This is a genomic window from Mesobacillus boroniphilus, from assembly GCF_018424685.1.
GTDB classification, from domain to species: Bacteria; Bacillota; Bacilli; order Bacillales; family Cytobacillaceae; genus Mesobacillus; species Mesobacillus boroniphilus_A.
The window spans coordinates 1,785,293-1,798,736 of the sequence record NZ_QTKX01000001.1; the positions used below are offsets into that span (position 1 = coordinate 1,785,293).

The 13,444-nt window shown below is 42.1% G+C and carries 11 protein-coding genes; all 11 read right to left on the bottom strand.

Annotated features, from left to right (window positions below):
- Nucleotide 1 precedes the first annotated feature (1 nt).
- Nucleotides 2–1,639 (bottom strand): YceG family protein, encoded by a 1,638-nt coding sequence (locus DYI25_RS09120; protein WP_213368106.1) that lies wholly within the window; start codon nt 1,637–1,639, stop codon nt 2–4.
- Nucleotides 1,640–2,205: 566 nt separating this feature from the next.
- Nucleotides 2,206–2,994, bottom strand: coding sequence for a TerC family protein (locus tag DYI25_RS09125; RefSeq protein WP_213368107.1), 789 nt, complete (start codon nt 2,992–2,994; stop codon nt 2,206–2,208).
- A gap of 192 nt (nt 2,995–3,186) precedes the next feature.
- Complete coding sequence (locus DYI25_RS09130) at nt 3,187–3,768, bottom strand: YpjP family protein (protein WP_213368108.1); 582 nt, start codon at nt 3,766–3,768, stop codon at nt 3,187–3,189.
- Between the two features lie 440 nt (nt 3,769–4,208).
- On the bottom strand, nt 4,209–4,985 hold the full coding sequence (locus tag DYI25_RS09135) for a class I SAM-dependent methyltransferase (RefSeq protein WP_213368109.1): 777 nt from the start codon (nt 4,983–4,985) through the stop codon (nt 4,209–4,211).
- 157 nt (nt 4,986–5,142) lie between these two features.
- Nucleotides 5,143–5,577 (bottom strand): BrxA/BrxB family bacilliredoxin, encoded by a 435-nt coding sequence (locus DYI25_RS09140; RefSeq protein ID WP_213368110.1) that lies wholly within the window; start codon nt 5,575–5,577, stop codon nt 5,143–5,145.
- 82 nt (nt 5,578–5,659) lie between these two features.
- A complete protein-coding gene (gene ilvD, locus DYI25_RS09145; protein WP_213368111.1) occupies nt 5,660–7,372 on the bottom strand; it encodes a dihydroxy-acid dehydratase in 1,713 nt (570 codons plus the stop codon).
- 204 nt (nt 7,373–7,576) lie between these two features.
- Nucleotides 7,577–8,707, bottom strand: a complete 1,131-nt coding sequence (locus tag DYI25_RS09150; RefSeq protein ID WP_213368113.1) for a conserved virulence factor C family protein — start codon at nt 8,705–8,707, stop codon at nt 7,577–7,579.
- Between the two features lie 259 nt (nt 8,708–8,966).
- Nucleotides 8,967–10,850 carry an ABC-F family ATP-binding cassette domain-containing protein gene (locus tag DYI25_RS09155; RefSeq protein ID WP_213368115.1) on the bottom strand — a complete coding sequence of 628 codons (1,884 nt, stop codon included), beginning with the start codon at nt 10,848–10,850 and terminating at the stop codon, nt 8,967–8,969.
- The gene (locus tag DYI25_RS09160; protein WP_213368117.1) at nt 10,847–11,491 is read right to left on the bottom strand and encodes an HD domain-containing protein; all 645 of its coding nucleotides are present in this window, start codon (nt 11,489–11,491) and stop codon (nt 10,847–10,849) included. The genes DYI25_RS09155 and DYI25_RS09160 overlap by 4 nt, the downstream gene beginning before the upstream one ends.
- Before the next feature lie 313 nt (nt 11,492–11,804).
- Nucleotides 11,805–12,653 carry a DegV family protein gene (locus DYI25_RS09165; protein WP_213368119.1) on the bottom strand — a complete coding sequence of 283 codons (849 nt, stop codon included), beginning with the start codon at nt 12,651–12,653 and terminating at the stop codon, nt 11,805–11,807.
- A 222-nt stretch (nt 12,654–12,875) separates the two neighbouring features.
- Entirely contained in the window at nt 12,876–13,409 is a 534-nt protein-coding gene (locus tag DYI25_RS09170) for a hypothetical protein (protein WP_213368121.1), read from the bottom strand.
- Between the last annotated feature and the right edge of the window lie 35 nt (nt 13,410–13,444).

Here is a 13,444-nt window from a genome sequence, read left to right on the forward strand (position 1 = left end):
CTTAATCTCTCCTTAGGATTTTTAAGATCCCTTGATAAATTACTTTTTTAATGACGGAAGGTTCATTTAGCTCTTGTTCAAATACAACATCCTCCAGCCAGTGGGATACGAATGCGCTCTTATCGATGTATTTTTCTATATCACTGTGACCAGCAGGGTTATAAATTACTAAATCAACACCAAATTGATTTAATAACAGCAGAAGTGCAGCATCTGGCCTGGTCAGCGATCCGTTAAGCTGGTTATTAAACACTATTAACTTTGGCACGTTTTGGGAGTAATCGAACTTCTGAAGCATCTTCAATACAAATTCCGGTATCTGCATCGCCTGGTTGAACAAATATACCTTGACATCATCCTCACTCTCACTATTCTGCGGCTTCAGTGTTGGCATGGCACATAGATTTCTGATTGCAGAGGCAAGGCCTTTTTGCAGACCAGAAGGCAGGTGGTTATACTTCCAAACACGGGCACCTGCCATCTTTTCCGGATTTAACAGGCCGTCATTGTCTAAAGACTTATGATAATGGAATCGAAAGTCATTGTTTGCACCCGGAGAAAATGGAAAACTTTTAACGAGAAATGTATTTTCTTGCAAAATTAATCCATGGAAGCGATTCCAATACTCACGGCGACTACTGGTAACCCCATTAATTTTTGCAAACAAGGCAGGAATCTTAACCGTTCTGTTCTCCACTTCAAAATATGGTCTGATCATCGCCTTTTCCCTGCCAACTAAAAACAATTCGTCATACGTTGTCTTCAAGGTAATGGCTTTGGGTTCGTAATCTCTCAACTGCCATGGTTTATAAAAAAACGTTCCTTCATAGTTTAGGATTTTTTCAATTTCCCTTGATGCCAGGTATGCCACCGTAGTGGTTTGCATACTCTTTTCCATTGGAAACGGTTTCGGATTACCTGTCTCCGGGAAAATATGGACAAAGGCATTCAACCTATCCAGTGCGGTTATTGCTAATACGTCATTTCCCGCCGGTGTGAAAGTAACCAGATCGCACCCAAGTTCGATCAGAAAGTATAATAGGTACTGATGGCTTTTCCGATAGTTTCCATACCAGAGAAAAGCAGGCATATCCCATTCAGGATCTGCTTTCTTTAGATGGTGATTCAGAAGGTGGAAGACCCATCCAATGACATCGTTAAGAACAGTAATGAACTCATTGCTCTCAAGCCCGCCTTTTTCCGTTCTTGCATATAGATCGATCATATTAATCGCAGCTTCTCTTGTTTGTCTATTGATCAGGAAGTTATCTAATGTGGGCAGTAACTTTTCTTGATCCAGCATTTCCACAAAGCGTTTTATTGAGAAATTTTGTTCATCGCAAAATTCGTATATTTTTTGTATTGATTTTAAATGGGGGTGATTGATTGAATTTTTTAATGAATGATCGCTTAACAAGATCAGCCTGTTTGAGTGAACATAGTCATACAATTGGTTATAATATTCCACTTCATCATGCGGAATACCGATGAACCTGGCAGTGACTTGGCCGATATGTGTGAAAGGACCTTCTATTTGATAAAATGGCCGCTCACTTGCAGGAGTATTTAACAGGTCCAACCAATTGTCGTATGTAACAGGCAATCGATGTATGATTAATTGGTTTATTGGTGAATACATAGTATCACTTCCCGATGAGGACGATAATCTAAAATTAATGATTAGGATTTTTAAATTGTCTGATTATACTAATAATCATACCATATAAAGAAACGTCTTTTGGGCTTGTAATAGCAGTACGGACAAGAACCTCAAAAGTTTCAAGAAAGTTCGTAAATCCCGATTTCACCTTTATTCCTGTCCATGCATATAGATGAATACTTAAACCTGGAAGGTGAATTCACATGCGCTTTATTTATAAAAGAGAGCCTATTGAAAATTTGCAGTTTGAATTACGGAAAGTCAGCCAAGTTATGTGCTCTGGTGGTCTTGTTTTGTTTGATTTATTGTTTTATTCACTTATTCTCACTCTCTTAATCACTCCAGCAGCCTCCCCGTTCCTCCACTTCACAGGCAACTTTTTACTCATATATGTATCATTTGCCTGCATATTCTTATTTGTCAGGAGGACATTAAGAGAGGTCTCTGAGTATCACGAAAAGTAGGATTCGAGTCCCATTTTATTTCAAAATTAGTTGCATGGAATGAAAAAAAAGGAACAGACCTGCATCCGTTCCTGAATTCCATTATTGGACATTCTTTTGCTGCCCGTTTACTTCAGCTTTTTTCTTATTCAAGTAGTGGACGACAAATGTTGCCGTAAAAGTGATCAGCAACAGGATAAAGAAATAGGCATGTTCTATATGGATGCCGAATACACCAGCTAACATTTTTGCGGATATGATAAAAATCAGGATGTAGGCAGTTGTCTCAAGTTCAGGTATCCGCTCAATCAATCTAAGGAATACTCCCGCAACTCCTCGCATCATCAAAACACCCAGCATACCGCCAAGAAGCAAGACCCACACTTCCTCGCTGATGCCCAATGCCGCCAGGACACTGTCCACAGAGAAGGCAATATCCATTAATTCCACTGCAGCAACTGTACCCCAGAATGTACCAAACAACCGGATCAGCAGTCCGCTCTGATTGATCCCTGCAACTTCCCCGTTTTCCTGGCTCTCCCCTTTTTTCTTTTCGATAAAGTATTTGATTGCAAGCCAGGCAAGATAACCTGCGCCGATTACTTTCACCCACCAGAACTCGATTAAATATACTCCTACTCCAATGGCTATGAATCTGAACGCATATGCGCCAAGCAATCCATAGAACAACGCTCTTTTCCTTTGTTTCTCCGGCAAATGTTTTACCATCACAGCCAGCACTAAGGCGTTATCAGCAGATAAAAGCCCTTCAAGGATGACGAGTGTACCGATTAACCCCCAGCTGACAGGATCCGTTAAAACCTCGACCCACATATCCCAATTAAAAAACTGGACATAAGTATCAACAAACCCTTGTAGTATGTCTGCCATTCTAGATGTTCCTCCCATTTTTTTGGTTCTTAGGCTCTGTATAGAAAAACCCAGCATCAGCCGGGCCTCTATAAAAACTTATTTCGTTTTACTTAATTTAAGTCCTAAATCAGCCAAAATAAATGAGATTCAATCATGTTTTATTGATCATTACGCAGTATTCCGGAGGTTAAAATCCGTCAATCTTTATCCTCAGCTTCTCCATTTAGGCGGGGTATTTTTAGCCCAAAATATTCTCCCAAGCTCATAATGGTTCTGGAAGTTATCATGATAAGTGTGGTAGTGGAAATTAAACCAGAAACCATCCTTCGGCGGCTGGTCCCTCCGCACGTGGAACCGGATAATGTCCTTTCCATTATCGCCGATTATATGGAATATTTTTTCCGACTCACCACCACCAGGCATTTCGGTGATACGGAGAGAATTCAGCTTTTCTCCAGGATACTGGATAGCTACCATTTCAATCGCCTTTTCGATGTTTGGCAAAACACTTTGCCTGAATTCATCCTCAATCACAGGACCAATTTTTGCACCGAATTTCTGAAAAGATTGTTGTTCCGCTTCCATCATTGCTCTATGAATGAACGCGTCCTTCTCCGCGTCCTCATCTAGGGGAACACCCAGCGAATCAATGAAACTTGTTTCAGTGGCGGTCGATTTTTCTGATCTTTCAGCGGTAGTTGTCAGAAACCCATTCACCTGGGCAGGAGACACCATCCCAAAAGTGACAATGGAGATCATGACAACGAGCGATTTGCGCAGCCATGCGGGCATGTGGATCACATCCTTATGTAAATAAGAAATAATTAACTTTAAAAATAGCAATCTGCCTAATTATATATTGTTGCGTAAAAATAGCTTGAACTGGGAATAATATAATAAATTTACTTAGTATTATTATAACTTGTTTATACGTAAAATTGGGCAAAGGGTTTCAGATTTTTCAAAAATGGTAATAAGGAAATATTAGAGGCTTCATTACTGAAGTGAAAAAGGGAGGTCAAAAGTATGGAGTGGACATCGATCTTTGTTGCAACCAGCCTATTTATGCTCGCTTATTTTGTCTATTTGGCAATTGCTGATTAATCCGTAATTGAGATGAGATGGACGGACAGTATCATCTATTTATTATCCGTCACGAGAAAAATAATGGCATCTGACCATTTTCAAGAATGGGTGGAATTTGTTACATACAAAAAGAATGAGGTTATGCCTCATTCTTTTTCTATGACTCCAAAATGGAATTTAGCTGTTTTTCTCCTGTATACTTTGAAACCAAACTCATCGAATCGCTTGCTTCTGAAATGGTCTTTCAGGACTACTCGTTTCCTGGCAACACGGTATGCTTGTTCAATGACTTCTTGTGAGAGTCCATCATATACAGCGAAGTGGGACAGGCCTCTGATTCCATCTGACTCTAATATGGATTCATCGAACATTGGATCAAAATAAACACAATCGACACTGTTGTCTTCCTGACCCTTAAGGAACTCTATTGAATATCCTTGCATTACTTTTATTTTGTCCATAGATTTATTAATTGCTTCATATCCTGAATCCCATGCTTTGAGTCCAGTTTTAACTAAATATGCAAGCTCCGGTCTTGCTTCTATACCTGTTACAGATCCTGACTCACCTGCAACAAAGCTAGCTACGATACTATCCGAACCAAGACCGAGCGAACAGTCAAGAAAACTCATCCCTTCTTGCAGTTTAACTGCATCTATGAGAGGATCGCTTTCCCCTTTCATTAATCTTTTAATTCGGAACATAGCGGAATTCGGGTGAAAAAAGAAAGGCTCTGCAGCTCCCAGTGGAAAAAGCTCAAGCCGGTCTTTGCCAACTACCAGGCAGTCATCCTTAACTGTTTCCTGGATCGCCGATACTGACCTTTTTTTCCTAGGGATGAAATCCGCTTTTAGCTCGAGGGCTATAGCTCTCGCTTTAGCTGTCATATTCTCATTTGTCCTGCCTGCTGTTGTCACAAACACATCTAACACTCCCGGACGCTATTTAAATACAAAGAAAAAGGACGTCAATAGACATCCTTTCCAACTTTTATTCCATCGCTGTTTAGGGTCATAACTACAATGCTCTTTTAGAGTTGCCCCCTGAAAATCTCCCTTTTAACTCTGAAAACAACAGAACCTAGCAATGAGCATCAAAGGCAGATGTTAAGTTATCCATGATTGCTTCCATAGGCTGTCCTTCGATATCATGGCGAGGAATAAAGTGAACAACTTCTTTGCCTTTCAACAATGCCATTGAAGGTGAAGATGGCTCAATATCTGTGAAGTACTCACGCATTTTTGCAGTTGCTTCTTTATCCTGGCCAGCAAAAACAGTCACAAGATGATCTGGTTTCTTCTCATTTCGTAAGATTGCTTGGGTTGCTGAAGGACGAGCTAGACCCGCAGCACAACCACAAACAGAGTTAACTACGACAAGCGTTGTTCCTTCTGCATTTCCCATGAACGCTTCAACATCATCCACAGTAAGCAATTCTTTGAAACCGGCACGTGTCAATTCCTCACGCATCGGCTTTACCATTTGTCTCATATATTCTTCATATGCCATTGACATAAATAATTCCCTCCCAAACGATAGTTTGCAGTGTTAGCATACTATATTATTTATACCAAACGCAATAAAAGAACGTCTCATACTAGGAATGAACGGGCTCCTGGACTGACTTTCCTTCAAAATGATCCGTTACGGCACCTTTGGAGGAACAAGATACAAGTCTGGCGTATTTAGCCAGTACTCCTCTCTTTGGAAGTGGCGGTGGAGTCCAGTTTTGCCTACGAGCAGCTAGCTCTTCCTCACTTAAGGCAACTGAGATCAGCCTTTGTTCACTATCAATCGTAATCATATCTCCATCTTTAATCAGTGCAATCGGACCGCCAACCTGTGCTTCAGGGGCAATATGGCCAATAACCAGCCCATGGCTGCCTCCCGAGAATCTTCCATCCGTAAGCAATGCAACACTTTCTCCCAGGCCTTTTCCGACGAGAATTGCTGATAATGACAGCATCTCTGGCATTCCTGGTCCGCCTTTTGGTCCCTCATAGCGAATAACCAATACATCTCCTGCGACTACTTCATCCGACATAACTGCTTTGGATGCTGACTCCTCATCATCAAAAACTTTTGCAGGTCCAGTCATGTTTTTCACCTTCAAACCAGATACCTTTGCTACTGCGCCATCTGGAGCAAGATTTCCTTTTAAAACAACGAGTGGACCGTCCTTCCTATAAGGCTCAGCTGCAGACCGGATTACTTTTTGGCCAGGTTTTAAGTCAGGAAATTCCTTAAGATTCTCTTCGAGTGTTTTTCCCGTAACCGTAAGGCAATTACCGTGCAGCATTCCTTCTTTCAATAAAAGTTTCATTACTGCCGGAACCCCTCCGGCCTCAAAAAGGTCTTGCATGACATATTTACCGCTTGGCTTCAAGTCAGCAAGATGAGGTACTCTTTCCTGGATTCTATTGAAATCATCTAGTGTCAGGTCGACTTCAGCAGCATGGGCTATTGCCATCAAGTGAAGAACGGCATTTGTGGATCCGCCGAGAGCCATTACGACCGTAATGGCATTTTCAAATGCTTCCTTCGTTAAAATCTGTCTTGGGCGAATGTCCTGCTCCAGCATCTGATAGACTACTTCACCAGCTTTATAGCAATCTTCCCGCTTTTCATCGGTTTCCGCTGGATGTGATGAACTTCCCGGCATGCTCATTCCGAGGGCCTCAATTGCGCTGGCCATAGTATTAGCTGTGTACATCCCTCCACAGGAACCTGAACCTGGGCAAGCATGACATTCAATCTTATGAAGCTGTTCATCACCGATTGCACCCTTGTTATATTGACCAACACCTTCGAAGGCGGACACTATGTCAATGTCCTTCCCATCGAGCTTGCCAGGCTTAATCGTACCGCCATAAACAAAAACAGAAGGAAGGTCCATTCTTGCAATTGCCATCATACAGCCAGGCATATTTTTATCACAGCCGCCAATTGCGACGAAACCATCAAGGCTTTCCCCCTGGACCACTGTTTCTATCGAATCAGCAATTAAGTCACGACTAGGAAGCGAATAGCGCATTCCGTCCGTTCCCATCGAAATTCCATCGGATACAGTGATCGTGTTGAAAATTAGCGGCGCCCCGCCTGCCGCCCTCGCACCTTCTTTCGCTTTCACTGCAAGCTTATCAATATGTATATTACAAGGAGTCACCTCACTCCAAGTACTCGCTATTCCAATCATCGGCTTCCTGAAATCATCATCACTGAAACCAACCGCCCGAAGCATAGCCCTGTTCGGAGCCTTTCTTGCATCATCACTAAATACATGGCTCTTGATTCTTAAGTCTTTTCCCATTGAATGTCCCTCCCGATTTTTTATTCACTACAATACCTGTTTTCTCGGACAATTGCAATAATTATCTAAATATTTTCATTATTAAAAATAAGTAAGCGGATACATTTTCACATTACTTCAGTGCAAGGTGAAATTCTTTTTTTTGCCTACAAAAAGACACCCTGGACATAATTGATGAACATCCTGGGTGTCTTTATAAATGTTTTATTGTTTTCTGGCTTCGGTCATCTGTTTCCAGACAGAGCCTTTAGCTTCTTCTCCATGCTCGATACGGGCAATCGCCAATTTCACCTGCATGCTTACTTCGAATTCAGAATCATCTTCCGCACTCTTCAATGAAGGCACTGCTCTTTCATCACCAACTTCATATAGGAACATTGCCGCCCTCCAGCGGACAAGCTTACTTGGGTCCTTGAGCGCTTCCATCATTTCATCCATTGCTTCCAAGAAACCAAGATCAGATAAGCAGTCACCCGCTGTCCTGCGCACCGTGACTGTTTTATCTTTCAAGGCTTTGTACAATAATGGCAAGACCTTTTGGTCCTCAATCATTCCTAAGTAAACTGTAGCCAGACGGCGTATAGAGGCTTTCTCATCCTGTAACGCTTTTTCAAGCACCGGCAGGTCCTCTATAGTCGGATCTTCCATTTGCTCAAGAAGCTGATACCTTATCCGCCAATCGGGGTTGTCCAAATCTGCTTCTGTTACCCTGATTTTTTTCTTTGCTGCTTTTAGCTGAGCTTCCTGGCCGGGATTTTTGGCCAGCTTTACTAGTTCCTCCAGCCTCTCAGGAGGATATGCTGCTAAAAGTTCTTCCACTACGTCATTTCCTACCTGATCAAATTCCCCATACCGGACTCCAAGCTCTTTCCATCTGCGAACCATGACAACGTTATCATCCGGAGTCTGTACCTCACCTACTTTTTTCACAAATAATTCTGGCAGTCCAAACCGCTTCTCTTCTGTGCCGTCCGTAAGTTTCACTTGCATAGGTATTCCTTTATATATTTGTACAAGAACTTTTACTTCTCCAAAATGCTCATTGATTTCAGGTGAATCGTCCCCTGATTCCTCTGCATCTTCTCCAAACGCTTTCCTCACCTCAGGGAGGATTACTTTCCAGTCATATTTTGCATTTCTTTCGACTGCCAGGAAATCTGCAACATGGTAAACCCCTTTTACCCCTTCAATATCAAGTATGCTCACAACGACTTCCGGTGCCCCGGCCGCTGAGTCCTTTTTATAGTTATTGCTCTTGCCCATAGGAAGTTCTTCATCCAGGTTGATTTTCATCGTATTCGGGCTTGGCGTTGGTTCAATTGATACAATTTTCATATTCCCACCCCTTTATATTTTTCAGGAATGAAGCCATTTTAACATAATGAAGGTTAGATAGCATTTCACAGCCCTTCAGACCGATGTCGTTCTTGGTTCAGACAACTTTCCTGCTTTTTCCACTGAAACTATCGGAAGTTGCTCAGACTTCTGACTACTTTTCCTCTTTTTCCGCTGAACCTGTCCGAAGTTGCAATATATATTCATGGGATGAGGTCCTTTTAAAAGATAGAAAAAATAAGACCTGGGATTCCAGGCCTTATTCGTTTTCGGCGAGCTCGGATAAATAGCTCCACCTTTCAATTAGATACTCTAATTGCTCATTCAACTCTTTCTCTTCATTCACAAGGGCCTGGCCCTTTTCAAAATCACTTCCGATATTGGCCATTTCCGCCTGCACTTCTTCAAGGCGCGCTTCTGTACCTGCAATCTTATCCTCAATTTCTGCCCATTCTTTTTGCTCCTTGAAGGACAGTTTCTTTTTCTTCGGCTTTTCTGTCTGCTCTACCTTTTCCTTCTTAGGGACTGAAGGTGCAGACTCTGGTTTCGGCCGCTTTTCAAGGTATTCTGAATAGTTGCCGTAGTGCAGGTCTGTCTGACCATTCCCTTCGAGTACAAGCAGCAAATCGACGACCTTATCAAGGAAGTAGCGGTCATGGGAGACGGAGATGACGACACCTGGGAATTCTTCCAGATAATCTTCCAACACAGTTAAAGTCTGTGTGTCCAAATCATTCGTAGGCTCATCCAGCAGAAGGACATTGGGTTCTTCCATTAAAAGCTTTAACAAGTATAATCTACGTTTTTCGCCACCGGAAAGCTTCCTAATAAGAGTTCCATGTGCATAAGGAGGGAACAGGAATCTCTCGAGCATTTGAGCAGCTGAAATTGTCTTTCCGTCCGTTGTATGGACTATTTCTGCTGTTTCTTTCAGGTATTCAATCACCCGCTTATTTTCGTCCATATCTTCATTTTCTTGAGTATAGTAAGCGATCTTTACGGTTTGCCCGGTAATGATTTCACCATCATCAAGCATGATCCTGCCTGCGAGTATATTTAGCAAAGTAGATTTCCCTGTCCCGTTCCGTCCGATTATCCCTAGTCTGTCCCCAGGCTTCACGAGAAGATTGAAATGATCCAGAATCACTTTATCTTCGTATTTTTTCGTTGCTTCCTTTAGTTCAAGCACCTGTTTGCCCAGCCTGCTGCCACTTAAAGAAATATCGAGTTTCTCGGATGACTTTACATTTGACACTTCTTCATCTAGTTTGTCAAAGCGCTGAATGCGGGCCTTCTGTTTAGTTGTCCTCGCCTTAGCCCCGCGCCTGATCCACTCGAGTTCCTGCCTGAACAAATTCTTCTTCTTTTCAAATGTTGCGGCTTCGTTCTCCTCACGGATAGCCTTGGCTTCAAGGAAGCTGGCATAGTTGCCTTTATAACTGTAAAGATTTCCCCCATCAAGTTCAAAAATCCTGTTTGTTACTCTGTCAAGGAAATAGCGGTCATGCGTGACGAGCAGGAGTGATCCTGAATATCTAGATAAGTAGTCTTCAAGCCATTTTACCGTCTCGTAATCGAGGTGGTTCGTGGGCTCATCAAGTATCAGCAAATCCGGAGATTCAATCAACACCTGAGCGAGTGCGACACGTTTCTTCTGCCCGCCGGAAAGCTCGCCCATTTTTTTGGAGAAGTCTGAAATCCCAAGCTGCATGAGAATGGATTTTGCAGCAGTATTGGCATCCCAGCCATCAGAACTATCCATCCTCCGCTGCAAGTCATAAAATCGTTCCTGAAGTCCTGGGTCATCAGGTTTTTTGCCTAATTCAGAGAGAATAATCTCATAATCTCTCATCAGCTTTAAGATAGGCGCATCCCCGCTGAAAACCTGATCAAGAACCTTTTTATCCGGTTCCATTTCAGGCTGCTGGGATAAAAATGAAATTTTATAATCTTTCGCAAATATGATATCGCCAGAATCCGGCTGGTCGATGCCAGCCACAATTTTGAGGAGGGAAGATTTTCCTGTTCCGTTCACACCGATCAAACCGACTCTCTCACGCTCGCCGATTGTAAAAGATATCCCCTCGAAAAGCTCTTTTTCCCCGTATGTTTTCGTCACGTTTTCAATCGTGATCATTTTCATGCCTTACCATTCCATTCACTGTAAAATTGTTCAAGGAAAGTCTCCATGAATTTATGCCTTTCCTCTGCAAGTTGTCTCGCATGCTCAGTATTCATTTTATCTTTAAGCTTTAAAAGCTTCTCGTAAAAGTGATTGACCGAAGAACTGTCGCCATTTCTGTATTCCTCTAGCGTCATCTGTCCCCTTACATTCAGGTCAGGCTCGTAGATCGGATGGCCTTTCTTTCCGCCGAAGGCAAATGTCCTTGCAATCCCGATCGCACCAAGGGCATCAAGGCGGTCAGCATCCTGGACAATCTCCGCTTCCATACTATCAAGCTCTATCACCCTGCCGCCTTTATAGGAAACTGACTCGATACAACTCTTTATCCTTGAGGTAGTTTCGCTTTCTAATTGTATGCTTTGTAAAAATGAATCAAGTTTCATCCATCCGGCTTCTTCCGATTCATTCAATTTATCATCTGGAATATCGTGAAGCAAGGCGGCCATTTCAATGATGAACCAATCTCCCTGCTTTTCCTTACTCCATATAAGACGGGCATTCTTCCTGACCCTGTCAATATGGTGCCAGTCATGGCCCGAAGAATCCTTGCCCAGCTCAGTTTTTACAAATTCCTCTGCCATTGCTATTTTATCTCTCATATTCTGCACCTACTTTCCTACCGAACCCATTTTACCACAGAAATGGTCAGAGATAGGTGCATATATATTTGGAACAGTAATTGGCGGTTTATGTTATCCCCCTGTTTATAATACCAGCCTGTCTATCTGACATTCTCTTCTTGGTTCGCTCTGTTTTTGTCCATTAGAGAGATCTTCTATCGGACACTTCCTCAGGATTCTGCTTTCTGTTTGTCCGATAGAGGATTTCAATCAAACACTATCTCTATAAATCCCAAAATTTATTGGATTGATCTTTTTTACGGTCCTAAAGAAAAAAGTGCCAAATTGGCACTTATGCATCTGCATTATTCCAGCTGATCCCGATTGTATGTTCACCAGCATGTACACCGATTACAGCTCCAATTGGGCAGCTGAGGAAACGGATATCAGGAAATTTTGCTTCAAGCTCGCTTTGCCATTCGTCAGCAACCTCTTTATGCAGGCCGTAGAGAATGTACACTTCCTTAACTCCGTATTTCTCGTTGGAGAGGTTCAAATAATCAAATATTTTCTCTCGCGCTTTTTTATCGCTTCTGACCTTTTCCTTTGTATTCAAAACGCCGTCTTCAATACTGATGATAGGTTTAATACTCAGCATGCTTCCTAGATAGAATTGCATACCTGACATACGGCCGCTTCGATGCAGCTGCTCCAGGCTCCCAATCATCACATAGGTTTCATTGGACTCACGGACGATTTCCAGCTTCTCCTTGATTTCCTCGATTGATGCCCCCTGTTCAGCTAATGCAATTCCCTTTTTTAATAGGGACGTCAATGGAAAAGTGAGAATTTTAGAATCAAAAGTAATTACAGGAATATTGACGGCTTGTGCAGCCTGTACACTTGAGGCGACTGTTCCGCTCAGCTTGGATGAGACCAGGACTGAGAATACGAGATCATATTCTTTTCCAAGCTTTTCATATAGTTCCATAAAGGCGCCCACAGGCGGCTGTGATGTTTTCGGGGCCGTTTTCAGCGTCTTTAATCTTTTATATAATTCCTCTGCAGTCAAATCCCTTCCATCAAGATATTCTACATCATCCAATACAATGGTCATCGGTACTTGATATACATCGGGATGGTTCTTTAACTCCTCATCCAGGTAGGCTGTACTATCAGTAACCCAGGCGATTTTCTTCAAACAATCTCCCCCTTTTTTTATTTTTCAGTTCTATTAACTGTCATGATTACCAAATACCCGCCAATTCCCTCACAGCATCCTATACTCACTAAAGGACATAAATGCTTGTACAAAAAATGTGGCTCTCACAACGAATAGAACTTTTAGTCTATATTTAAATCTACTCGTTAATAGACTATTCTGAAAACAACACAGAAATTCCTGCCATGAAGGCAGGAATTATTATTCACTCAATAATTTTTTTAATTTTTCCAGTGAAGCTATCATATAATCGATCATTTCTGATAAATCGTCGATCTGTTCTTCGAAAACCAGGCGGTTGAAGGAGACCTTCGCATGGGTTTGGATGCGAGATTTATTCTCCAAAGGGTTCATCACTGCGGTTTGCATAATCGCCCGATCCCTTCCCCATATATTTTCAAGTACTTTCTGAATTTCCTTAAAAACATCCATATCATTTTTATGAAAAAGTGAGAAAGAAATATTCACTTTACATCCTGCAAGCTGTTTGGCGTCCACACTTTCCAACAGCTCTGCAGATAGGTTCTCCAATCCGGCTTCGATGGTCATCATTGCTGACAACAAATTCGGTTCATATCCTCTTTTAGTGAAAGAAATCTCATATTTACGCGACAGCTTGGCGGTATTAATCCAGTCATTGCGGTCAATCACGATTATTTCTCCGCTCAAATCCCTGTCATATATATCGCCTTCGATTACGACTTTAATGTTTTCATAAGCTGTCGGGTCAAACAAAAGCTTCCACTCCTTTTAAGCATTTGATTGCATAT